Origin of the sequence: Bariatricus massiliensis (genome assembly GCF_900086725.1) — a bacterium.
GTDB classification, from domain to species: Bacteria; Bacillota; Clostridia; order Lachnospirales; family Lachnospiraceae; genus Allocoprococcus; species Allocoprococcus massiliensis.
Genome location: NZ_LT574838.1, coordinates 616059 through 638999 on the forward strand (window position 1 = coordinate 616059; position 22941 = coordinate 638999).

At 46.3% G+C, this 22941-nt stretch carries 19 protein-coding genes; 1 reads left to right on the plus strand and 18 read right to left on the minus strand.

Going from position 1 to position 22941, the window contains the following annotated elements; all coding sequences use genetic code 11:
- Positions 1 to 82: 82 nt before the first annotated feature.
- On the minus strand, positions 83 to 3619 hold the full coding sequence (gene nifJ / locus BN6465_RS14455) for a pyruvate:ferredoxin (flavodoxin) oxidoreductase (RefSeq protein ID WP_066736515.1): 3537 nt from the start codon (positions 3617 to 3619) through the stop codon (positions 83 to 85).
- A gap of 217 nt (positions 3620 to 3836) precedes the next feature.
- Between nifJ and BN6465_RS14460 the strand changes: the two genes are divergently transcribed.
- On the plus strand, positions 3837 to 4442 hold the full coding sequence (locus BN6465_RS14460; RefSeq protein ID WP_066736516.1) for a TetR/AcrR family transcriptional regulator: 606 nt from the start codon (positions 3837 to 3839) through the stop codon (positions 4440 to 4442).
- A 33-nt stretch (positions 4443 to 4475) separates the two neighbouring features.
- Here BN6465_RS14460 and pepT read toward each other — a convergent pair whose 3' ends face one another.
- The 17 genes from pepT to priA all read right to left on the minus strand — a co-directional run bounded on the left by pepT (position 4476) and on the right by priA (position 22928).
- On the minus strand, positions 4476 to 5705 hold the full coding sequence (gene pepT / locus BN6465_RS14465; RefSeq protein ID WP_066736518.1) for a peptidase T: 1230 nt from the start codon (positions 5703 to 5705) through the stop codon (positions 4476 to 4478).
- A gap of 25 nt (positions 5706 to 5730) precedes the next feature.
- Positions 5731 to 6654: a prolipoprotein diacylglyceryl transferase gene (gene lgt, locus BN6465_RS14470; RefSeq protein WP_066736520.1), complete on the minus strand. Its 924-nt coding sequence runs from the start codon at positions 6652 to 6654 to the stop codon at positions 5731 to 5733.
- 51 nt (positions 6655 to 6705) lie between these two features.
- Positions 6706 to 7806, minus strand: a complete 1101-nt coding sequence (gene ychF, locus BN6465_RS14475; RefSeq protein WP_066736521.1) for a redox-regulated ATPase YchF — start codon at positions 7804 to 7806, stop codon at positions 6706 to 6708.
- Positions 7807 to 8055: 249 nt separating this feature from the next.
- Positions 8056 to 8556: an acetolactate synthase small subunit gene (gene ilvN, locus BN6465_RS14480; RefSeq protein WP_066736522.1), complete on the minus strand. Its 501-nt coding sequence runs from the start codon at positions 8554 to 8556 to the stop codon at positions 8056 to 8058.
- On the minus strand, positions 8557 to 10287 hold the full coding sequence (gene ilvB, locus BN6465_RS14485) for a biosynthetic-type acetolactate synthase large subunit (RefSeq protein WP_066736524.1): 1731 nt from the start codon (positions 10285 to 10287) through the stop codon (positions 8557 to 8559). It abuts the gene before it with no gap.
- 77 nt (positions 10288 to 10364) lie between these two features.
- Positions 10365 to 10943, minus strand: coding sequence for a TetR/AcrR family transcriptional regulator (locus BN6465_RS14490; RefSeq protein ID WP_066736526.1), 579 nt, complete (start codon positions 10941 to 10943; stop codon positions 10365 to 10367).
- A 169-nt stretch (positions 10944 to 11112) separates the two neighbouring features.
- Positions 11113 to 11766, minus strand: coding sequence for a thiamine diphosphokinase (locus BN6465_RS14495; protein ID WP_066736532.1), 654 nt, complete (start codon positions 11764 to 11766; stop codon positions 11113 to 11115).
- Positions 11759 to 12421, minus strand: a complete 663-nt coding sequence (gene rpe / locus BN6465_RS14500; protein ID WP_066736533.1) for a ribulose-phosphate 3-epimerase — start codon at positions 12419 to 12421, stop codon at positions 11759 to 11761. The genes BN6465_RS14495 and rpe overlap by 8 nt, the downstream gene beginning before the upstream one ends.
- A 1-nt stretch (position 12422) precedes the next feature.
- A complete protein-coding gene (gene rsgA / locus BN6465_RS14505; protein WP_066736534.1) occupies positions 12423 to 13310 on the minus strand; it encodes a ribosome small subunit-dependent GTPase A in 888 nt (295 codons plus the stop codon).
- A gap of 21 nt (positions 13311 to 13331) precedes the next feature.
- Positions 13332 to 15425, minus strand: coding sequence for a Stk1 family PASTA domain-containing Ser/Thr kinase (gene pknB, locus BN6465_RS14510; protein WP_066736535.1), 2094 nt, complete (start codon positions 15423 to 15425; stop codon positions 13332 to 13334).
- Positions 15419 to 16162, minus strand: a complete 744-nt coding sequence (locus BN6465_RS14515) for a Stp1/IreP family PP2C-type Ser/Thr phosphatase (protein WP_066736536.1) — start codon at positions 16160 to 16162, stop codon at positions 15419 to 15421. The genes pknB and BN6465_RS14515 overlap by 7 nt, the downstream gene beginning before the upstream one ends.
- Positions 16163 to 16165: 3 nt before the next feature.
- Entirely contained in the window at positions 16166 to 17209 is a 1044-nt protein-coding gene (gene rlmN / locus BN6465_RS14520; RefSeq protein WP_066736538.1) for a 23S rRNA (adenine(2503)-C(2))-methyltransferase RlmN, read from the minus strand.
- 9 nt (positions 17210 to 17218) lie between these two features.
- On the minus strand, positions 17219 to 18520 hold the full coding sequence (gene rsmB / locus BN6465_RS14525) for a 16S rRNA (cytosine(967)-C(5))-methyltransferase RsmB (protein WP_066736540.1): 1302 nt from the start codon (positions 18518 to 18520) through the stop codon (positions 17219 to 17221).
- Complete coding sequence (locus BN6465_RS14530; protein WP_066736543.1) at positions 18513 to 19223, minus strand: zinc metallopeptidase; 711 nt, start codon at positions 19221 to 19223, stop codon at positions 18513 to 18515. Before BN6465_RS14530 ends, rsmB begins: the two co-directional genes overlap by 8 nt.
- A 50-nt stretch (positions 19224 to 19273) precedes the next feature.
- Entirely contained in the window at positions 19274 to 20203 is a 930-nt protein-coding gene (gene fmt, locus BN6465_RS14535) for a methionyl-tRNA formyltransferase (protein ID WP_066736544.1), read from the minus strand.
- Positions 20204 to 20686 carry a peptide deformylase gene (gene def, locus BN6465_RS14540; protein ID WP_066736545.1) on the minus strand — a complete coding sequence of 161 codons (483 nt, stop codon included), beginning with the start codon at positions 20684 to 20686 and terminating at the stop codon, positions 20204 to 20206. It lies immediately after the preceding gene.
- Positions 20687 to 20699: 13 nt separating this feature from the next.
- Complete coding sequence (gene priA / locus BN6465_RS14545; protein WP_066736547.1) at positions 20700 to 22928, minus strand: replication restart helicase PriA; 2229 nt, start codon at positions 22926 to 22928, stop codon at positions 20700 to 20702.
- Between the last annotated feature and the right edge of the window lie 13 nt (positions 22929 to 22941).

Sequence of the window (22941 nt, forward strand, 5' to 3'; positions counted from 1 at the left end):
GCTCCCCTTTTCTATGTCGGACTCAAAACGGCAGGTCTAAAAATCAGACCTGCCGTTCAAATTAGAGTATCTCTATTTAGTTCTAGTCTTCTCCGTAAAGAGTTACAAGTTTCTTCAGATATGCATATCTTTCCTTAGCTTCTGCTTCGTTCTTAGCGAACATCACTTCTGCTTTCTCCGGATTGAATCTTGCAAGAGCATTGTAACGAACTTCTCCGTTCAAGAAGTCTTTGTATCCTTCCAGATTCGGCTCTTTGCTGTCCAGAGTGAACTTAGCGCCCTCTGCAGCCGGGTTGAAACGGAAGTTGTTCCAGTATCCACATTCTACTGCTAACTGCTCTTCAGTCTGAGCCTTGCTCATACCCTTCTTGATACCATGGTTGATACATGGAGCGTAAGCAATGATAAGTGACGGTCCCGGATAAGCTTCTGCTTCTGAGATTGCTTTTACAGTCTGGTTGAAGTCAGCGCCCATAGCAATCTGTGCAACGTATACATAGCCGTAGCTCATAGCGATAGAAGCAAGATCTTTCTTCTTCACATCTTTACCGCCTGCCGCGAACTGTGCAATCGCACCTGTCTTTGTAGCTTTGGAAGACTGTCCGCCTGTGTTGGAGTAAACTTCTGTATCGAATACCATGATGTTGATATCTTTTCCACTTGCGAGCACGTGGTCAACACCACCGAATCCGATATCGTAAGCCCATCCGTCACCACCGAAGATCCACTGGGATTTCTTAGCAAGGAAGTCTTTGTTGTTCACGATATCTTTGCAGGTATCGCAGTCACATCCTTCTAATGCAGCAACCAATTTATCAGTAGCTGTTCCGTTTGTAGAACCACATTCGAATGTGTCTAACCATTCCTGACAAGCAGCTTTTGCTTCTGCGCTTGCTGCCTCGGAAGCCAGAACAGATTCAACTTTTGCTTTCAGTCCGTCTCTGAGTGCTCTCTGAGCAAGGAGCATACCATAACCGAACTCAGCCGCATCTTCGAACAGGGAGTTGGACCATGCAGGACCTTGTCCTTTTTCGTTTACTGTATACGGTGTAGACGGTGAGGAGTTGCCCCAGATAGAGGAACATCCTGTCGCGTTGGAGATGTACATTCTGTCTCCGAACAACTGTGTGATCAATTTAGCGTAAGGTGTCTCTCCACATCCTGCACAAGCTCCTGAGAACTCAAGCAGAGGCTGTTTGAACTGAGAACCTTTTACTGTATTTTCTTTAAATTTAGCAACTACTTCCGGTTTAACAGGAATCTCTGTACCGAAGTCAAAGTATACCTGCTCTCCTGCGTTTGCTTCCATGTTTTCCATAACAAGGGCCTTTTCACCCTTCTTGCCCGGACAAACATTTGCACAAGAACCACATCCTGTACAGTCATATGCAGAAACTGTGATAGCAAACTTCATTCCCGGCATACCAATCATATCGATTGCTTCCAGACCTTCCGGTGCATTAGCCATCTCTTCTTCTGTGAGAGCTACTGGACGGATAACTGCGTGCGGACATACATATGCACAACGGTTACACTGGATACAGTTCTCCGGCTTCCAGTTCGGGATATCTACAGCGATACCACGCTTCTCATATGCGGAAGAACCGGACGGTGTAGAGCCGTCTACATAATCCTTGAATGCAGATACAGGCAGAGTGTTACCTTCCTGTGCGTTTACTTTTGTCTGGATATTCTTAACGAAATCAACAACGTCTGTTCTGCTGCCTTTTACTTCTGCTGAGAACAATCCTTCATCCTCGCAGCTCTTCCAGCTTTCCGGAACTGCTACTTCGTGAACCTGTTTTGCACCAGCGTCGATAGCATCATAGTTCATCTGTACAATCTTGTCGCCCTTCTTGCCGTAAGTTGCCTTAGCAGCCTTCTTCATCAGGTCGATAGCTTCTTCTTCCGGAATGATGTTGGCAAGCTTGAAGAATGCAGACTGAAGAACGGTATTGATACGTCCGCCAAGTCCAATCTCTTTACCAATCTTGATACCGTCGATTGTGTAGAACTTAATATTGTGGTCAGCGATGAATGCCTTTACCTGTCCCGGCAAATGCTTCTCAAGCCCTTCCATATCCCATGGGCAGTTCAGAAGGAATGTTCCGCCGTCAACTAATTCCTGAACCATGTTATATTTGTTAACATAAGACGGGTTGTGGCATGCCACAAAGTTTGCTGTCTTAATTAAGTATGTTGACTTGATCGGTTTCTTACCGAAACGAAGGTGGGACATTGTAACACCGCCGGACTTCTTAGAATCATAGTCAAAGTAAGCCTGTGCATACATGTCTGTATTGTCACCGATAATCTTGATGGAGTTCTTGTTAGCGCCGACAGTACCGTCAGCTCCAAGTCCCCAGAACTTACAGTTGATTGTTCCTTCCGGTGTTGTGACAATCGGAGCTCCTACTTCAAGAGAAAGTCCTGTCACGTCATCCACGATACCGATTGTGAATTCTTCTTTTTCTGTATTGTTAAATACTGCAACAACCTGTGCAGGTGTTGTATCTTTGGAGCCTAATCCGTAACGTCCTGAGTTGATCTTAACGCCGTCGAATTTTGAGCCCTTCAGAGCTGCAACAACATCTAAGTACAATGGTTCACCAAGTGCTCCCGGTTCTTTTGTTCTGTCTAATACATTGATGCATTTAACAGAATCCGGAATTGCGTCGATTAAAGCCTGTGCGCAGAATGGTCTGTAAAGACGAACTTTAACCACACCGACTTTCTTGCCTTCTGCAAGTAAGAAATCGATAGTCTCATCGATGGTGTCACATACAGAGCCCATAGCGATAATTACGCTCTCTGCATCCTCTGCTCCATGGTAGTTGAAAAGCTTATAGTCTGTACCGATCTTAGCGTTAACCTTGTCCATGTATTCCTGAACGATTGCCGGCATAGCATCATAGTACGGATTACATGCCTCACGAGCCTGGAAGAAGATATCCGGGTTCTGGGCAGAACCTCTCTGGCACGGATGATTCGGATTCAGTGCGTGCTTACGGAAAGCATCGATTGCATCCTTATCTACCATATCTTCCAAATCTTCGTAATCCCATGTCTCAATCTTCTGGATTTCGTGGGATGTACGGAATCCGTCGAAGAAGTTGATGAACGGGATACGTCCCTTGATTGCTGCACAGTGAGCAACCGGTGTTAAGTCCATAACTTCCTGTACGCTGGATTCACAGAGCATTGCACATCCGGTCTGACGACAGGCATATACATCTGAGTGGTCCCCGAAAATAGATAAAGCGTGGCTTGCAATCGCACGTGCAGATACGTTGAATACACCCGGAAGCTGCTCACCAGCAATTTTATATAAATTAGGAATCATAAGAAGTAAACCTTGTGAAGCTGTGTAGGTAGTTGTAAGTGCACCTGCGGAGAGAGAGCCGTGTACAGTACCTGCCGCACCTGCTTCTGACTGCATCTCTGTTACCTGTACAGTCTGTCCAAAAATATTCTTTCTTCCTTGAGTGGCCCATTCATCTGTAGCTTCAGCCATAACAGATGACGGTGTGATCGGGTAAATCGCCGCGACGTCTGTATATGCATATGACGCATGTGCCGCTGCATGGTTACCATCCATGGTCTTCATTGATCTTGCCATTTCTTGTTCCTCCTTATTTGTGTCAATGTTTTCACATATATTTTTATTATAGTCCGTCCATTTTGAAAAGTCCAGCGATTCTTGGCTTTAGATTGTTCCTTTTGAGGTACAAATGCCTTTACTTTTCCTTATACTTTTTGATTTACTTTACACTTGTTTTCCTTTTATGTTAAGATAGCTGTATCAGATACAGTATACACAGGGAGGGGAGCCGGCATTGAAGGACAAACCTTATATTTCCAGAAAAGAACAGGCTGTTTTAACGAAGAAAAAAATTTTCGACACCACGCTTGTCCTTATCAAAAAGAAAGGCTATAACAAGATAACTATCCGGGAAATCTGTCAAAATGCCGAGATTTCCGTGGGGACTTTTTATATTTATTTTCTTTCCAAGGATGATATACTTCTGGACATTTACAAGCGGCTGGATAATGACCTTGCGGAGCACTATGCTCTTGATGCTTCTGCCTCCGCCGCAGACGAATTGTCACGCCTCATGGGGTGTCTGTTCGACTTGCTGGGAAGCTCTTTTGACAAAGACCTGATCCGGGAAATCTACCGTATCAATCTGTCTTTCGAAAAAGAACCTCTGTTTTCCGAAGAGACCTTCTTTTACCGGACGCTTGATCAGATTGTCCGGGCCGCTGACAGCAGACATTTGTTAAAGGATATTACACCTGAGATGTTATCCAAGCGGATTCTTATTTTTGTATGGGGGTATCTTTTTCATTGGCTGATCGACGAGGATTCGGAGCTTGACACAGTAAAGGACGACTGCCTGCAGGAGTTGAACCGATATACGGATATATATTTGAACAAATAAAAAGCAAGTGGCATGCACTTGCTTTTTTATACTTTATGAAGCCTCAGCAAAAATCCGGATTAAATTCACAATCACCTGTGTAGCCTTCTCCATCGTCTGTACCGAGATAAATTCATACACACTCTGCCCGTTCTGTTCTCCGGAAAAAATATTGGGGCAGGGCATTCCCATGAAGGATATCGTCACCCCGTCCGTACCGCCACGCACCGGGATGCATTTTGGCTCAATACCCGCAAGGCGTATTGCTTTCTCCGCATTTTCCATCAATTCCGGATAAGCGTCTACCTTCTGTTTCATATTCAGATAGTAATCTTCCACCTGAACTTCAAATGTCCCTTTTCCATAATATTCATTTAAAAATTCCGCCGTCTTTTTGATGCGCTCCTTTCTAAATGAATAATTTTCCGGATTAAAATCCCTGATATTGTATGTCATGATACACTTTTCAATGCCGCCGCGGATATCACTGATATGATAATAGCCTTCATAGTTTTCCGTGCTCTCCGGGGTTTCATTTTCCGGAATGCAGCTGATAAATTTCTGGGCTAGGAGAACCGCATTCTTCATCTTATTGCGGGCCGCCCCGGGATGAATATTGCTGCCGTTTACCCTGACCGTAGCGGTGGCGGCATTAAAGTTCTCATAATTGATTTCTCCTACGCTTCCGCCCTCCACGGTAAACCCAAATCTGGCAGGCACACGTTCCATTGAGATAAAATCCGTACTGTATCCCAATTCTTCATCCGGTGTAAATACAATGTAAATCTCCCCGTGTTCAATCTCGGGATGCTCGCTCAGATGTTTGATTGCCTCCATAATCTCAGTGATTCCAGCCTTACCGTCCGCTCCCAAAACCGTCGTCCCGTCCGTCACGATCAAGTCTTCGCCTTTATGCTCCAACATGGCAGGAAATTCTTCCGGGCTCAGGATAACACCAAGCCTTTTATTCAGCAGGATACTGCCCCCGTCATACTTTTCTACAATGCGGGGCTTTACATTCCCTCCGGGGACTTCAGGACTCGTATCAAGATGGGCAATGAAGGCGAGTGACGGAACCTCTCTTTCCACATTGGAAGGTATCCTCGCATACAGAAAACTTTTTTCATCGATCATCACCTCTTCGACTCCGAATTCCTGCAACTCATCCATGAGAAGTTCTGCTAAGAATCTCTGATTCTCACTGCTTGGGCAGACATTTTCCTGCGCATTTCCCTGTGTGTCAATAGAAACATATCTGAAAAAACGATTCGCGATTGGTATCATATTCATTCCCCCATCTGCATATCAGCTATTTATGAAACATATTCCTGTCAGCGCTTCTCCTTCTCGCTTCCTTGGCGCGCATTCTTCTCATCCGGTTCCTATCGGATTCTCCGCGATTATAAATAATCAGCAGGACAGCGGCCACCACCACAATTCCGGAAAGGACCTGAGACACCGGCCATTTAAGTCCCGGTATCAAGAGCTGGTCTGTGCGCAGGCCTTCAATCCACAGTCTCCCTGCCCCATAGCCACAGAGGTAGATTAAAAATAGTTCTCCGTCAAACTTTTTATGGCTCCGATATAATAACAGCACAATCAAGACGAGAAGGCACCAGATAGATTCATATAAAAATGTAGGATGTACTTGAATATACCTGACTCCGTCCACCGTCTCAATATGGTTTCTCATCCTGTCAGTAATATCCGAGATACGCACCGCGTCGATGGGCAGTCTCATGGCAAAAAGACTGTCTGTATATTCTCCGAACGCCTCCCGGTTGAAAAAATTCCCCCAGCGTCCAATCATCTGTCCCGCGATAAGTCCGATGCATGCAGTATCCAAAAGAAGAGGCCACGAAAGATTCTTTACCTTCGCAAATATGACAAGCGTAATGGCGCCCGCGATGATTCCTCCGTAGATAGCCAGTCCGCCCTGCCTGATATTAAAGATACTCAGCAAATCATCCTTGTACATATCCCACGCAAATATTACATAGTAAATCCTCGCCCCAATTATGGAAAATATCACCGCAAAAATAGCCAGATCAAGATAGTCCTCCGGATTCTGCCTTGTCCTTTTTGCCTCCGCAGCGGCAAGAAAAATTCCAATCAAAATACCAACGCCTATAATAATACCATAATAAGCAATATCAAACCCAAATATGGATATGGCCTTTCCTACGTGTTTCAAATGAATCCCTAAATGCGGGAAGCTGATTGCCTCTGTCATAGATTTGTCTCACTTTCTTTTGTTCACTCATAATTTCCATTTTTCTGTATTTTATACGTTAAACCGGAACAAAATAATATCACCGTCTTGTACTACATATTCCTTGCCCTCCAGACGGACAAGCCCTTTTTCTCTCGCTGCCGCGTAAGTTCCACATTCCATCAAGTCTGTATAAGATACAATTTCCGCGCGAATAAATCCCCGCTCAAAATCCGTGTGTATCTTTCCTGCCGCCTGAGGCGCCTTAGTCCCTTCTTTGATAGTCCAGGCACGCACTTCAGGTTCTCCCGCCGTCAAGTAGCTGATCAGCCCAAGAATACGGTAACTAGCTTTTATTAATTTTTCCAACCCGGATTCAGACAATCCCAAATCCTCCAGAAACATCTTCTTCTCATCGTCGTCAAGTTCTGCAATCTCCTGTTCAATCTGCGCACAGACAACGAACACCTCACTCTTTTCTCTGGCCGCATAGTCTCTTACCGCCTGTACCTTCTCATTGCCCGCTCCGTCGTCAGCCAAGTCGTCCTCCAGCACATTGGCCGCAAAAATAACAGGCTTGTAGGTCAGCAGATTGTACCCGCAAAGCCATTCCGCCTCCTCGTCATCCGCTATATCCTCAAAACTCTTGGCCATTTTCCCCTCTTCCAGATGGGCCTTGATTTTCTCCATCAACGCCACCTCTTTGGCGATGGCCTTGTCATTTCTCGCCGCTCTCGCCGCCTTAGCAATCCGGCGCTCCAATATTTCAATATCAGAAAAGATTAATTCCAGATTAATCGTCTCAATATCTCTCAGCGGGTCGATGCTTCCGTCCACATGGACAATATTGCTGTCCTCGAAACAGCGGACTACATGCACAATCGCGTCTACCTCACGGATGTTTGCAAGAAACTGATTCCCAAGTCCCTCGCCCTTTGACGCCCCTTTAACCAATCCGGCAATATCTACAAATTCAATAGCCGCCGGTATGATTTTCTTTGTATGATACATCTCACCAAGAACATTCAGCCGCTCATCCGGCACCGTCACCACCCCCACATTGGGGTCAATCGTACAGAACGGATAATTGGCAGACTCTGCCCCCGCTTTTGTAAGTGAGTTAAATAATGTACTTTTTCCTACGTTTGGTAAACCAACGATACCTAATTTCATTTTATCTTTTACCTGTTCAAAACCCCTTGATTTATGGAGGGCTTCTGCCTTTCGTGATATTTTTATTACAACTCTTTGTCTTTTAGATTTTTTCCCATTTTGGACTCCTTTCTTTTCAAAAAAAAAGAGTCTAACGCAAATATAAAGTATAGCACAAAGACTCTTTTTTTTCAATAAAATCCCACAAAATGGCGGCGATTAAAAGTTATATGATAAGCTCTCTGCGGATATAATTTGTTTTCTTCATTTTTATCTATCCGTAATACTTAATGTTTCAACAGCAACGCTGCCTCCGCGTACAATTTCAATTCTATTTACATAACATTTTTCTAATAAAGCAATTAGGTCATTGTTACGGTTCTCTGTCTGTACGCTCTCAATCAGTACAGTCGCTGGTGTATAATCAATGACAGATATATTGAATATCTGGGAAATTCTAAATATTTCATCAATATCCTTATCAGAACAGTTATTTATCTTTACAAACATTAACTCTTTCATGTGTATAGCAATATCAGTATAATCAACTACTTTGATTACTTCGACACTTCTATTGAGCTGCTTTTTTACCTGTTCAAATGTCTTATCATCACTTGTCAAACTAATCGTCATGCGGGAAATTGCTTTATCTTCCGTTACACCTACAGTCAAACTATTAAGATTGTAAGATTTCCCGGAAAACAATCCAGAAATTTTGGCAAGCACACCTATATCGTTTTCTACAAATAAACATATCCACCTTTTTTTCATCTAATTATCCTCGCTTTCCAAAATCATGTCCTCTAAAGAATTTCCCGGCGGGACAATAGGCATAACATTTTCTTCACGCTCAATGATAAATTCGATAACAGTAGGAACTTTTAATGTATCTTTTGCAGTTTTAAGGGCAACAGAAATTTCTGATTCTTCTGATACTCGAATACCTTTCGCTCCATAACTTTCTGCTAATTTAATAAAATCTGGTGTGTATGGCGGGCAACATTCGGTTGGAGAATTACAGCTATTGATACAGCTCTTTCTATAACGCATACAGGTACTTGAATATCGTTTGTCAAAAAACATTTCCTGCCATTGCCTTACATTTCCTAAATAACCATTATTAAATATACAAATGGTTATCGGAAGCTCATAACAAATAGCAGTTGCCATCTCTTGAATATTCATTTGCATACCGCCATCTCCTGAAATAACGATAACGTCTTGTGAGGGATTTCCAATTTTAGCACCAATAGCAGCAGGAAAACCGTATCCCATTGTGCCTAAGCCTCCAGAAGTCAGCATTTGTTTTTTTCCGCTTAATTCAAGAAATTGTGTCGCCCATAATTGATTTTGCCCTACGTCCGTAGCGATAATTGCACTTTCAAAAATTTTATTGATTTGCCTTATTATTTTTTCTGGGGTCATTCCTGTTGCTTTCATAGATAAAGGATATTGCTTTTTCCATCTGTCAATTTGCGCTAACCAATCACCTGTATTTAATGCCTGTGCTTTTTCAAGCAATGCGGAAATTGCCAATTTTGCATCTGCAACAATCGGAATATCGACCTCAATATTTCTGGAAATAGAAGCAGAATCTATATCAACATGGATAATGGTTGCATGAGTAGCAAAATGTCCCATTTTTCCTGTTATGCGGTCATTAAACCTGGTTCCAATGGAAAAGAGGACGTCGCAATTACTGATAGCAGTATTTGCCGCATAACTCCCATGTATACCGATATTACCAATGTATAAATCATGTGTTGTAGGGATTACTCCTTTTCCCATAATAGTAGTAATAACTGGAACACCTGTTAGTTCTGCAAGTTTCAACATCTCAGACTGTGCATGGCTGATATTCACACCTCCACCAATCAAAAATACTGGTTTCTTAGCATTATTTAATGTTTCTAAGGCTTTCTTAATTTGTCCTGCATGAACGGAAAGTTTGGGTTTATATCCTCTGATTTCAATTTTTTCTGGGTATTCATCACTTCCATATTCTCTTTGAATATCTTTTGGTAAATCTACTACAACAACTCCCGGTTTCCCTGTTCGGGCTATGTAAAAGGCTTTCTTGATTGTTGCTGCTAATTCATCACGATTGCGAACGGTTACGGCATATTTGCATATACTTCTTGTAATACCGACAATATCGACTTCTTGAAAAGCGTCATTACCGATAAGTCCAGTAGGTACTTGTCCAGTAAAACACACAAGAGGAACACTGTCATAGTTTGCTGTTGCAATTCCAGTTACTAAATTTGTAGCCCCCGGCCCACTTGTAACTAAGCAAACTCCAACTTTTCCAGTTGAACGTGCATAACCGTCTGCGGCGTGAACTAAGCCTTGCTCATGTCGGGGTAAAATAACGTCTATATCATTTTCACCGTAAAGAGCATTAAACAGGTCAATTGCCTGTCCACCCGGATAAGCAAATAATGTGTTTACATGCTCTGCTTTGAGAGCTTTAACAAATAATTCTGCTCCTGTAATCAACATAATAACCTCCTTGTATGCATGTACTTGCATGCATAATTGATATTATAAAATGGTACTGAAATATACAGTACCATTTTTTAGCATTGAGAAATACCTTTAACAAATACGGCTACGCTATTTCTGATGAACTCATTTTGCTCAACTTTACTTAGCTTCCGGTCAAAAGACGCTGTTAAAAATGTATAACCAAAAGTTGATGAAAAGATAGTCATTGCTAAACTTGCAAAGTCAGTATGTGCTATTTTACCCATTTGTTCCATTCTTTCAAAATATTCAACTAAAGAAGATATAAATGCCTGTGGTATTTTCATAATCATTGGGGCTGTTTCATTATATAGCTGCGGTGCCCTCAATCCAATAGATAAGTTCACGAAATCGGGAGTAATCCGTTCCATGTATTTAGTCATAAACATTTCTAAATCTGGTTGAAGTTCCCATACAACATTTTGAAATATGTCTGGGGTAATATTAGCACGCCACTTTTCTTGTGCAACGCCATTTAGTACAATATCTTTTTTATTTTTGAATTTCCTGAATAACGTACATTCGTTTACTCCGGCTAAATGTGCTATGTCTTTTGTTGTAGTGGCAACATAACCTTTATCACGCACTAAAGACATTGTTGCGTCAATAATTTTTTGGCTTGTGTCGTCCATTCTTCACCTCCATGCAAGTGCTTGCTATCATTCTATAGAATTTTGGCATAAATGTCAATAAAAAGTCAAAGAAAAGCAGCGTTCCTATTCTTCCGGTGTGGAAGTAGAAACGCCGCTTGTAAGGCAAAGTTACAACGATGCCTAATTTCATCTGTTATTCCTCTTTATCTTATTCATCCCTTGTCTGCATGATTACAAGAAGTCCCTCCGGGAAATCAATCTTCACCTTCTCGTCCTCAAACTGGTTGCTGACGGTAAGGCTGTCACAAGGTTTTAATATATGATGCCTCAACGGCCATTTGGTCCCTGTCAAATTAAAGTCATAGACCTCTCCGTCCAGCGGAAAGATAGACAAATATGGCCCGTATGCCTCTGATTTTTTTAGCTCACAAGGCCTGTCCGTCACCCAAACTTTATTTCTTTCATCTAAGATATACGCTTTCACCCCGGTCTTACAGGCTACGGCCAAAGTCTGGATATTGGCCCAGAGATGGTCTATCCGGCCGCCTGTAGCGCCCAGTATATAGATTTCCCTGCTGCCCAATGTGATACTGAGCCTGATAGCGATCTCCGTATCCGAGGCATCCTTGATAGGATTGTACTCCCGGATGGGAACGTTTGTCTCATTGCGGTAATATTCAATAATGTCTGCGTCGATACTGTCAAAATCTCCTACAATATACTGCGGCATAATCTGATGCCTATACAGATAATTCACCCCTCGGTCTACACCGATAATGCAGGCTCCCTCGTTTTCTTTCAGTATCTTCTCGGCAAACCCCTCGTCAAGTGTACCCCCGCTTATAATCACGGCTTTACTCATAACGTTTTAAAATCTCCATAAATTCCTTTGTATTTTGTAAAGGACTGCCCTTGAACACAGCAGACCCAGCTACAATCACATTAGCTCCTGCTTTCAGTGCCATTTCCACATTGTTTGTATAAATGCCGCCGTCCACCTGAATGTCACGCTGAAGCCCCGCGTCATCCAGCATCTGCCGGATTTCCGCCACCTTCTCAAGCGTCTCCGGTATCAGTTTCTGCCCTCCGAAACCGGGATGGACGGTCATTACCAGAATCATTTCCACCTCTTCAAGCAGATCCTTCAACACATCTGCCGGCGTATCCGGACAAATCGAGATTCCGGCCTTTGCTCCGCACTCATGTATCTTTCTGATTGTGGCCTTCACATCTTCGCATGCCTCATAGTGCACCGTGACAATATTGGCCCCCGCTTTCACAAATTCTTCTACATAACGGATAGGCTCTGTAATCATCAAATGGGCGTCCATGACCTGCTTTGTGGCATTCTTTATAGAAGCGAGTACCGGCATCCCAAATGAAATGCTGGGCACGAACACACCATCCATCACATCAAAATGAAGATATTCCGCACCTCCAGTCTCTGTCGCCTGAATCTGTCTTCCCAGCTCCGTAAAATCTGCGGCTAATATAGATGGTGATAATATATACTTCATCTCAGTACCTCCTCTTTTCCTTCTCCTCTAACTCCCGGTACATCTCCAGATAATTCTCATATCTTACCGGATGTATCTTCCCAAGTTCCAGCGCTTCCTTCACTGCACATCCCGGTTCCTTCACGTGGCTGCAGCCGTTGAACCTGCACTGGCCCTCGTATATCCTGAATTCGGGAAAATAATATTTCAAATCTTCCTTGTCAAAGTCATTGGTATAGAGAGAGGAAAATCCGGGTGTATCCATAATATAGGAATTGTCCTCCACCAATATCAACTCAGAATGTCTGGTAGTATGTCTGCCTCTTTCTATCTTATCACTGATGCTTCCGGTCTCCATGCTGACCGCTTCCTGCAGGCAGTTAATGAGTGAGGACTTGCCCACACCGGACGGCCCCGCAACAACGGTGGTCTTCCCACGAAGCACTGCTTTAATCTTCTGAATGTTCTCCCCCAGAAGGGCGCTGGTAAAGATGAGCTTGTACCCACAGCCTGCATAGACCTCCTGAAGCGCTTCTATCTCCGTCATCCCGGCGATGTCCTGCTTGTTAAAACAGATTACCACCGGTACATCACAGCGCTCCATCATCACAAGAAAACGGTCCAGCAGATTAAAATGGGGCTTCGGCTTTGCCACCGCGAACACGACAAGCGCCTGATCGATATTGGCCACTGCCGGCCGGATAAGCTGATTCTTGCGCGGCAGGATATCCGTGATATTCCCCTTCATCTCCTGTGCGTCCAGCACATCGAATTCTACCATATCCCCCACCAGAGGCTTTACCTTATCTTTTCGGAAAATCCCTTTGGCTTTACATTCATAAACAGTGAATTCTACTACGCTTATCACGTAGTAGAATCCTGCAATTCCTTTTATTATTCTTCCCTGCATTCTGCCTATCCTTTTCAGATGTTACTGTGTATCCGTTCCGGAATTGTCTCCCGGTTCCTGCCCGCCTCCGGCTTGTGAGGCATTGCTTATATAGAGAGTCACCGTACTGCCGACCTCCAGCTTCTTGCCCACGCCCGGGTCACAGTTTACAACAATTCCATAGTCAGCGTCGCTGTCAACATAAGATTCTGTATAACTGAGCCCTACGTTGGAGAGCATGCTTCTGGCTTCGCTCAATGTTCTTCCTGTTATCTGTGGTACAGTCACCGTATCAGCCGGCTTCTTTCCCTTGCTCACAGTATAGCTTACGCTTGTTCCTTCATCAACCTTTTTACCCTTTTTGACACTCTGTGACATTACTTGGCCTTCCGGCACCGTATCACTGTAATCGGAAGAACTGATGCCTCCGTCGGCGAGTCCTGCATCCGCCAATGCGCTTTGTGCGTCGCTGACTTTCATGCCCACGATATTAGGCACTGTCTTCTTTTCCGCACCCTTGCTGATATACAGTGTAATCTTCGTATCTACCGTCACGGTCTCTCCTGCCGCTGGGTTCGTTCTTATCGCGTCTCCCTCGGCCACATCACTGCTGTTCTCGAACTGTACACTGATATTTCCGTCCTCGAATCCCTGATCGAGCAGCGCTTTCTTCGCTTCACTCTCGCTCATATTGGCAACGTCCGTAATCTGTACTTCCTCCGCGCCGGAGCTTACCACTACTTCGATTACAGTCTTCTTCTTCACCTTTTTACCGGGTTCCGTCTTCTGCTCAATGACATATCCGGCGTCATATTTGTCAGAAGTTTCCTTCTTAATGACCTTCATGACCAGATTCTTCTTCTCGCACATCTGCTTAGCAACCACCTCAGTCTCCCCTACCAGCTTCGGAACCTCAACTTTACCGGTCGTGGTCTCCTGCGTTGTGGCGCTTGGGAACTTGAACACGCCAGCCGCCTTGCCAATGATAAATATCAGTACAAATACAATAATGACCGCTACCACAATGGTAAGAATCTTCATCATCTTGTTCATGCGGGGATTCATCTCATCGCTCTTGCTCTTTTTGCGGTTCTCCCTGCCGTCATAGTCGTCATAGTCTTCGTCATCATATTCGTCGTCGTCATATTCATCATCATACTCGTCATCGTAATCTTCGTCATCATACTCATCGTCATCGTAGCCATCGTCGTCATATTCATCACCATAGCCACGCTTGATGCGGCTCATCTCCTCCGAAGATATCATCACGGTATCCCCGATACTTCTAATCGGAACCGTGTCTACAAAATCTCCGTCCGGATCGACCAGCGCCCTCTTTAAGTCCTGAATCAGCAGACTGACATCTTGGTAACGTCTGTCCGGGCTTTTCTGCGTACATTTCAGAATAATCTTCTCCAGTGCCGGCGACATATCCGGTGCAAATTCCGACGGCGGCGTAATGATTTCCTGCAGATGCTTCATCGCCACTGCAACCGTAGAATCGCCGTCAAACGGCACCTTCCCTGTCACCATCTCATAGATGGTAATACCGGCAGAATAAATGTCACTCTTCATATCACAGAAGCCGCCTCTGGCCTGCTCCGGTGAAACGTAATGGACAGAACCCATGGCGTTGGAACTGATAGTATTAGAATTAACGGCCCTCGCGATTCCGAAGTCCGTCACCTTTACTTTTCCTTCTTTAGAAATAATGATATTCTGTGGTTTGATGTCTCTGTGGATAATATGATGTCTGTGTGCCGCCTCGATTCCGGTGCACATCTGTATCGAAATGCTGATTACCTCCTTGGTAGACAATCTACCCTTTTTCTGGATATACTCCTTCAGCGTAATTCCTTCTACCAACTCCATAACCATATAATAAAGTCCGCGGTCCTCCCCAACGTCATATACATTGACGATATTCGGGTTCATGAGGCCGGCTGCCGCCTGCGCCTCAGAGCGGAACTTCTTTACAAAATCTTCATCTTCACGGTATTCCTTTTTTAAAACCTTAATAGCCACATACCGGTTCAGCATGTGGTCCTTCCCCTTATATACATCTGCCATACCGCCGGCGCCAAGTTTGCTCAGCACCTCGTATCTCTCGCCTAAATAAATCCCATCTTTTACCATATACTCACCTCATCTGAATATGGCTGTGCCAAAACCACACCAATGTTATCCTTCCCCCCATTGGCGTTCGCTCTGTCGATCAGAGACTGGCCAGCCTCAACAATATCTCTTGCACCCTTAATAATCGCAAATATTTCTTCATCATCTACCATATTGCAGAGCCCATCTGTACACATCAAAATGATGTCCCCCTTTTTCAGATGATGCTCAAAGAAATCGGCTTCTACATTTTCCTTTCCACCGATCGCCCGCGTGATAATATTCTTATCCGGATGATGCTTTGCTTCTTCTTCATTGATTCCGCCCAGACGCAGCATCTCTTCCACAAGTGAGTGGTCTCTGGAAAGCTGCCGGATTTCCTGATTGATCAAATACAGCCGGCTGTCCCCTACATTGACAAAGTATAAGCTATGGTCAATGACCGTCGCCGCCACAAGGGTAGTCCCCATACCTTCCAGCTTAATATCCTTGCCCGCCGCCTCGATCAGCTTGTGATTGGCAGTGCGCACGGCATCCCGGAGAATCTCTTCCGGATTCTCTTTTAATGTATGTTTCAGCTCTTCCTCCAGAACTTCTACCGTATATTTTGAAGCGAAATCCCCAGCTTTATGTCCGCCCATTCCATCGGCCACGACCAAGAGGTTCGGAAGCGCCCCCAGAGGCTCATCTGTGGCGAATACATAATCTTGGTTAATTTCTCGTTTTCTTCCCACATCTGTCATGGAAAATGTCTTCATACTTTATACTCCTTGCATATGTTTGCGTCTTAGCTGTCCACAGGCCCCGTCGATATCTGAGCCCATTTCTCTTCTTATAGTAACATTTATCCCATTTTTTTCAAGTTTATTTTTGAAATTCTCCGCACTTTTTTTGTCAGGTTTCTCGTAATTACGCTCCTTGATCGGATTGACCGGAATTAAATTCAAGTGGCAGTTACGTGGCTTCAATATGCCGGCTAACTCTGCGGCATCCTCTTTCGTATCGTTGACGCCGTGTACCAGACTATATTCAAAGGTAATTCTCCTGCCCGTCTTGTCGAAGTAGGCGTCGCAGGCCGCAAGCACCTCGGAAAGCTCATACTTGTTGGCCACCGGCATAAGGGAGCGGCGTTTTTCCTGATTGGAGCCGTGCAGGGACAGCGCCAGTGTAATAGCCAGTCCCTCTTCAGCCAGTCTGTAGATTGCGGGAACAATTCCGCAGGTCGACGCAGTCAAATTCCGCTGGCTGATGTGAAGCCCGTGGGCATCGCTTATCATATGTACAAATTTCACAAAATTGTCGTAGTTATCAAGGGGTTCTCCCGTTCCCATCACCACAATATTGTGCACCCGCTCTCCACTGATTTTCTGAATCTGGTATATCTGCCGAAGCATCTCGGACGTCGTAAGATTGCGCTCCAGCCCGTCCAGCGTAGAGGCACAGAACCGGCAGCCCATCCGGCAGCCCACCTGAGAAGAAATGCATACCGAATTGCCATGCTTGTAGCGCATAAGGACGCTCTCCACCATATTTCCGTCCTGCAGGCAGAATAAAAACTTATTCGTTCCGTCCTGCACGGAAATCTGACGGTCGGCCATCTCCACCTTACGGATTTCGTAATTCTCCTCCAGCCGTTCTCTTAAGGCCTTGGAAAGATTGGTCATCTCATCGAACGTGTCCACAAGTTTTACGTGAAGCCATTCGTATATCTGCTTGGCCCGGAAAGCCTTTTCCCCCAGCGCCTTCATCTCTTCCTGTAATTCTTCAAATGTATACGAACAAATATCCTTCTTCTCTGTCATCATTCTCTTTCCCTACCGGATTCTTTTAAATTTTGCAAGGTAGAATCCGTCACTTTCTCGCGAAGGAAGCGTCTGCTTCTCAAACTCCAGCGCAAAATCCGGAGATGCCTCCGCGAACCAAGCCGCATTCTCTTCATTTTCCTTTTTGTTGACTGTACAAGTGCTGTAGACAAGCGTCCCTCCCGGCTTTACATAGCTTTTCACCACGCCCAGAATCTGCCGCTGCAGCTCTACAAGCTCTTCCTGCTGCCTTTCCGTAATGTTGTATTTTAAATCTGTTTTCTTGGCCAGCACGCCAAGCCCGGAACAGGGCAGATCCGCAAGCAGGACATCCGCCCGCTCCACAGAGTCCGTGTCGAAACAGGTGGCATCCATCTGAACCGCTTCAATATTTGCAAATCCCATTCTTGCTATATTGTCACGTATAAGCTCCACCTTCTGCTCCGTCAAGTCTCTGGCCTCCACATGTCCCGTCCCCGCCAGCAGCTGGGCGGCATGCAAGGCCTTCCCGCCCGGGGCGGCACAGACATCGATCACATAATCTCCCGGCTTGATGCCCGCGCACTTTGCCACTTCAATAGATGAGACGTCCTGAATCTGGTAATCTCCATCCCGGAAACTTTCCAAGCTGCCCAGATAGTCATAGCCGGAAATCAAAAGCGCCTCCTCCGAAAGGGGATGTTCCTTCACTTCAACGCCTTCCCGCTTAAGCTTCTCCTTCAAGGCTTCCCTGTCCGTCTGCCCGGAGTTGACGCGAACCGTTGTAGGATGTTCCTCATACATACTTTTCAGAATTGCCTCCGTCGTCTCATATCCATAGTCCGACAGCCATTGCCTTACAATCCAGTCCGGCATGGAGTAGACGACCGACAGATAACGCAGCGGCTCCTCCTTGGAAGGATAGGGAATCCCGTCCAGATTTCTGGAAATGTTCCGCAGCACCCCGTTCACAAATCCCCGCAGGGAGCCGAATCCCTTTTTCACCGCCAGCTTTACCGCCTCATTGCAGGCTGCCGAGGCGGGCACGTTATCCATATATTTCAACTGGTACACCGCGCTTCTGAGAATGTTCAATATCACCGGTTTCATTTTATTGGTCTTCACCTTGGAAAACTGGTCGATAATATAATCAAGCTCCAGCATCCGCTCAATGGTGCCCTCCGAAACTCTTGTGATAAAGGCCCTCTCCCGTTTATCCAGATACTGGTATTTTTCCAGCACGCTGCGTATCACGATATGGCTCTTCTGCCCCTCTTTCGTGACTTCCAGCAGAATGCCCAGCACCAATTCTCTTTCGTTTATCTCTTTATTCATCGTTTCCTCTTCTTCCCCCTGTCAGGATAATAAGCCGCAAGAGCTGCAGAATCGCAGACGCCGCACTAGCCACATAAGTCAGCGCCGCAGCCGTCAGAACCTTTCGCGCCTGCCGTACCTCCTCGTCATAGAGCAGGCCGGAATTGCCCAGAATCTTAAGCGCCCTCGAAGAAGCGTTGAACTCTACCGGCAAAGTCACTATCTGAAACAGCACTGCAGCCGAAAACAAGGCAATCCCCATATTAATCAAAAATGAGGACATATTTCCCTGAATAAACAGGCCGATTATGATTAAAGGCCAAGCCATGCCGGAACCGAAATTCGCCACGGGAACCAGTGCGCCACGTATCGTCAAGGGCGCATAGTTGTTGGCATGCTGAATAACATGGCCGCATTCATGGGCCGCAACTCCCAGCGCCGCCACAGATGTGGAGCCATAGGTGGAGTCCGACAGCCTCACCACCTTTTTTGACGGGTCGTAATGGTCGGAGAGCTTCCCCGATACCCGTTCGATCCTCACATCATAGATTCCTGCCTGCCGCAATATCTGCTCAGCCGCGGCCGCGCCTGTAATCCCTGCGTGATTTCTCACTCTGTCATACTTGGCATAAGTAGAATTCACCCTTGCCGAAGCGAGCATACAGACGACCACACCGATGAGAACTAAAAAATATGTGGGGTCAAAATACATTGGATAATACATAAGCTAAATCCTCCTTCATTCTTACACAGTATGCTCCGCCCTCAACTTCTCTATCCCAATAACATTCCGGCGCTCAATGGATACCCTCTCAGGAATGCGTCTGCCTCCATCCTCTTTTTTCCGGGTATCTGCAGCGATTTTACCTGCAGAAGACCTTTTCCGGTCTGCACGGCAAATCCATTCTTTGTCACTTCCACGACCGTTCCCGGTTTCTTGTCAGAATCTTCATGAACCACATCGGCCTCCCATATTTTCATGGTCTTGCCTTCCCAGTCCGTGTACGCGCTCGGCCACGGATTCAGTCCCCGTATCAGCCGTTCGATCTCACATGCCGGCCGATTCCAGTCGATGCGGCCCAGCTTCTTATCCAGCATGCGGGCGTACTCGGTTGTACTTTCTCCCTGCTTTTCCGGTGTCAGCTCATGATTCGCCAGTTTTTCCAGAGTGGACACACACAGGCACGCCCCCGCCGCAGCGAGCTTATCGTGCAGGCTCCCTCCGGTTTCCTTGGCGTCTAACACAATTTCCGTCTTCTCCAGCATGTCTCCGGTATCAAGCCCCTCGTCCATCTGCATGGTCGTCACTCCGGAAACTTCTTCCCCATTAATGACCGCCCATTGAATCGGCGCGGCCCCACGGTACTTCGGCAGAAGGGAGGCATGGACATTGATACATCCAAAGGGTGTCATCTGCAGAATCTCTTTTGGCAGAATCTGTCCGAACGCAATGACGACGCAAACGTCCGCATCATACTTTTTCAACTCTTCGATGCATTCCGGTTCGCGGATTTTCTTGGGCTGAAATACCGGGATGCCGTGGGAAAGGGCACACTCCTTTACCGGTGGAAACTGCATCTCCTTCCCTCTTCCTTTCGGTTTGTCCGGCTGTGTGACAGCCAGCACTATCTCGTGGCCGGCTTCAATCAGAGCCTCCAAAGTTCCCACTGAGAATTCTGGAGTTCCCATAAATATAACCTTCATCTAGTCCTCGTCCTCCTCGTCCTCATACCCCACATCGTGGAGTTCTCCTTCCACTTTCTCTACATATAAGTGTCCGTCCAGATGATCCAGCTCATGGCAGATTGCCCGCGCCAAAAGCTCCTCTCCTTCAATAATATACTCTTCCATATCCTCGTTGTATGCTTTCGCTTTTACATAGTTTGGGCGTGTCACTATTCCTGATTTTCCCGGAACACTCAGGCATCCCTCATCTCCGGTCTGCTCTCCTGAAGTCTCCAAGATCACGGGATTGATCATGACGATGGGGCCTTCCCCAACGTCGATGACAACAATACGCTTCAACACCCCTACCTGCGGCGCCGCAAGCCCCACACCCATAGCCTCGTACATCGTATCCAGCATATCGTCAATCAATACCCTTGTCCTCGGTGTTACTTTTGTGACCTCTTTACAGACCTTCGTCAAAACTTCGTCGCCCATTTCTCTTATCACTCTGGTTGCCATTTTCTTCTTCCTCCTAAAATACTTTCATCGGATCAAAATCAAACTGAATCCTCATCTTCGCAAAACCACTGTTCACTTCAATATACTGCTCCATTTTATTCTTCATATCAATCAAAATATGTGCATCCGCCTGTTTCAGATAGATCACTCTGCGGTACACATCCTTCACTTTCCCGACTGACGGGCTGGCTGGCCCGATAATCTGGACCGCTCTGCTCCTCCCGACCATTTGGGCATATTCCTTCAAGTAATGTGCGCCCTTTTCCAGCAGCGTCTCTTCCTCACAGGCAATCAAGACTGCCAAAAGATGCTCTGCGGGGGGATAGCCCATCAACTCCCGAAAATGCATCTCTTCCTCATAGAAGGACGCATAATCTTGTCTCGACGCAGACACGATACTGTAATGCTCGGGGCTGTAAGTCTGTATCACCACTTCCCCTTTTTGGGTCCCTCTTCCGGCACGCCCCGCCGCCTGTGTAAGCAGTTGGAAGGTGCGCTCCGCCGCCCGATAATCCTCCGCATAGAGGGACATATCCGCCGCCAGAACGCCGACCAGCGTTACATTCGGGAAATCATGTCCTTTTACAATCATCTGGGTCCCCACGAGAATATCCGCCTCTCCCCCCGCAAAGGCAGAGAGTATCTTTTCATGGCCATCCTTCTCACGGGTGGTATCCATGTCCATCCGCAGAACCCTAGACTGCGGAAATTCCCTTTTCACAAGTTCCTCTATCTGCTGGGTCCCTGCCCGGAAGCCCCCGATATGAGGGGAGCCGCAGGACGGGCATATTTTCACCTGAGCGGTTTCATAACCGCAGTAGTGGCAGACAAGCCTGCCATTTTTGTGTGCCGACAAAGAGACATCACAATGAGGACATTTTACTACATATCCACAGGACCTGCAAGAAAGGAATCCCGCATACCCCCTCCGGTTGATGAACAGCATGACCTGCTGCTTTTTCGAAAGCCTGTCCTCTATCAAAGATTTCAGGCAGTCACTCAATATGGAGCGGTTCCCGTTTTTCAGTTCTTCCCGCATATCGACGGTATGCACCTCCGGCAAAACATGCTCCGTGGCGCGGTTTTTCAATGTCAAGAGCCGGTACTCCCCATTCTTACACCGGTAGAAAGCCTCCAGAGACGGGGTTGCCGACCCCAGCACCACACTTGCTTTCTCAAGCTCCGCTCTCCTCACCGCAGTCTCCCTCGCATGATACCGGGGAACCTGTTCGCTCTTATAAGTCCCTTCATGCTCTTCATCTATCACAATCAGTCCCAAATTCGGAAAAGGTGTGAACAGCGCAGAGCGGGGGCCTATCATGACATCCAGCTCCCCTCGTTTCGCCCGCATCATCTGGTCGTACCGCTCTCCCTGAGAGAGGCGGGAATTCATGATTGATACCCGGTCGCCAAATCTGCGGTAGAACCGCATGACCGTCTGATATGTCAGCGCAATCTCCGGAATCAGGACCACCGCCTGCCTTCCCCGGCTCACGGCCTCCTGTATCATTTCCATATATACTTCTGTCTTGCCGCTGCCTGTAATTCCATACAGCAGGTACGTCCTGTAAATATCCTGTTCATAGTCTTGCCGGAACGCCCGGATTGCATACTCCTGCTCTTCGTTATATGCCAATCCTTTCCTGCTGTCATCCACCCTTTTTATCGGATTTCTGTATATCTGCTCCGACTTGACGGCCAGTACGTTCTGTTCTTCAAGGGCACGCACCACCTGCAAGGTAATGCCCAGCTTCTCCCTGACAAGTTCATACTCTATCTCCACACTGTCGAGAAGCGCCGCCATGAGCCTTGCTCTGGCCTTCTGGTTCTTACGAAGATATTCCTCCAGCTTTTTCTTTCCCTCTTCTTCCCCCATTAGGCGCTGCAAGATACGGTGCTCCTTTGCCTTCTCCGTCCTCTTTATTGGAAGCACCGTCTTCAAGGCTTGAATCATCGTCCCCCCGTACTGCTCCTTCATCCATGCCGCCAGACTGACCAGCCGTGACTCAATAGCCTCTCTGCCGCTGGCAGGCCGCAGGATTTCCTTGAGCTTGTCCTCATCGTAACTGCAGGTCTCTGAGAAACCAACTATATACCCGCTGGTCTCCCGATTCCCCCGCCCGAAAGGTACGATCACTTCCATCCCGGCCTCAAGCTCTCCCTCAAGTTCCGGGGGAATCCGGTACTGAAAGATTTTATCTAGTTTTTCATGTGTGATATCTATTATAATGTCTGCGTACATCTAATCTCCCTTA

What these genes read in the sequence shown, in the direction of transcription:
- ilvN (WP_066736522.1), bottom strand. Translation starts at nt 8,556, where the DNA reads ATGAAAAAAAGGTGGATATGTTTATTTGTAGAAAACGATATAGGTGTG.
- BN6465_RS14495 (WP_066736532.1), bottom strand. Translation starts at nt 11,766, where the DNA reads ATGAGTAAAGCCGTGATTATAAGCGGGGGTACACTTGACGAGGGGTTT.
- rsmB (WP_066736540.1), bottom strand. Translation starts at nt 18,520, where the DNA reads ATGAATAAAGAGATAAACGAAAGAGAATTGGTGCTGGGCATTCTGCTG.
- rlmN (WP_066736538.1), bottom strand. Translation starts at nt 17,209, where the DNA reads ATGATGACAGAGAAGAAGGATATTTGTTCGTATACATTTGAAGAATTA.
- def (WP_066736545.1), bottom strand. Translation starts at nt 20,686, where the DNA reads ATGGCAACCAGAGTGATAAGAGAAATGGGCGACGAAGTTTTGACGAAG.
- rpe (WP_066736533.1), bottom strand. Translation starts at nt 12,421, where the DNA reads ATGAAGTATATATTATCACCATCTATATTAGCCGCAGATTTTACGGAG.
- nifJ (WP_066736515.1), bottom strand. Translation starts at nt 3,619, where the DNA reads ATGGCAAGATCAATGAAGACCATGGATGGTAACCATGCAGCGGCACAT.
- ilvB (WP_066736524.1), bottom strand. Translation starts at nt 10,287, where the DNA reads ATGTTGATTACAGGAGCAGAATTATTTGTTAAAGCTCTCAAAGCAGAG.
- pepT (WP_066736518.1), bottom strand. Translation starts at nt 5,705, where the DNA reads ATGATACCAATCGCGAATCGTTTTTTCAGATATGTTTCTATTGACACA.
- priA (WP_066736547.1), bottom strand. Translation starts at nt 22,928, where the DNA reads ATGTACGCAGACATTATAATAGATATCACACATGAAAAACTAGATAAA.
- pknB (WP_066736535.1), bottom strand. Translation starts at nt 15,425, where the DNA reads ATGGTAAAAGATGGGATTTATTTAGGCGAGAGATACGAGGTGCTGAGC.
- BN6465_RS14530 (WP_066736543.1), bottom strand. Translation starts at nt 19,223, where the DNA reads ATGTATTATCCAATGTATTTTGACCCCACATATTTTTTAGTTCTCATC.
- rsgA (WP_066736534.1), bottom strand. Translation starts at nt 13,310, where the DNA reads ATGCAGGGAAGAATAATAAAAGGAATTGCAGGATTCTACTACGTGATA.
- ychF (WP_066736521.1), bottom strand. Translation starts at nt 7,806, where the DNA reads ATGAAATTAGGTATCGTTGGTTTACCAAACGTAGGAAAAAGTACATTA.
- lgt (WP_066736520.1), bottom strand. Translation starts at nt 6,654, where the DNA reads ATGACAGAGGCAATCAGCTTCCCGCATTTAGGGATTCATTTGAAACAC.
- BN6465_RS14515 (WP_066736536.1), bottom strand. Translation starts at nt 16,162, where the DNA reads ATGAAGACATTTTCCATGACAGATGTGGGAAGAAAACGAGAAATTAAC.
- BN6465_RS14490 (WP_066736526.1), bottom strand. Translation starts at nt 10,943, where the DNA reads ATGGACGACACAAGCCAAAAAATTATTGACGCAACAATGTCTTTAGTG.
- fmt (WP_066736544.1), bottom strand. Translation starts at nt 20,203, where the DNA reads ATGAAGGTTATATTTATGGGAACTCCAGAATTCTCAGTGGGAACTTTG.